Source organism: Paraburkholderia sp. SIMBA_030 (genome assembly GCF_046535245.1).
Taxonomy (GTDB): Bacteria; Pseudomonadota; Gammaproteobacteria; order Burkholderiales; family Burkholderiaceae; genus Paraburkholderia.
Genome location: NZ_JAWRXB010000180.1, coordinates 1 through 342 on the forward strand (window position 1 = coordinate 1; position 342 = coordinate 342).

Sequence of the window (342 nt, forward strand, 5' to 3'; positions counted from 1 at the left end):
GGTACCGGAACGCAGCGGAGTTCTTGCGCGCCCGCTTGCGGATCGGTATCAGTGAAGCCCGGCGTAGGCTTGCACTGGCCTCCGAACTCCTCCCCCACGCCGGCATCGCCCGTCAATCGGTGACGCCCAAGCGGGAAGAGCTCGCCGACGCCATCGCCTCCGCGCTTGTGCCTTCGCGGTCCGCGACGATCATCACGATGGCCTTGGACAAGGTCACGCACTTCGCCAGCACCGACACGATCGCGGCCATGGAGCGTGCCCTGACCCAGACGGCAATCCAGTCCGACCCCGACTTCGTCGCCACGATTGCCAGGCGCTGGACTGACGCCATCGACCAAGACG

Annotated in this window: 1 protein-coding gene; it reads left to right on the top strand. The window is 66.7% G+C overall.

The genetic code is table 11. From position 1 onward, the window contains the following. Window positions 1-23: 23 nt before the first annotated feature. The coding region (locus SB772_RS39575; protein ID WP_410838463.1) for a hypothetical protein at window positions 24-342 on the top strand (319 nt) is incomplete at its 3' end.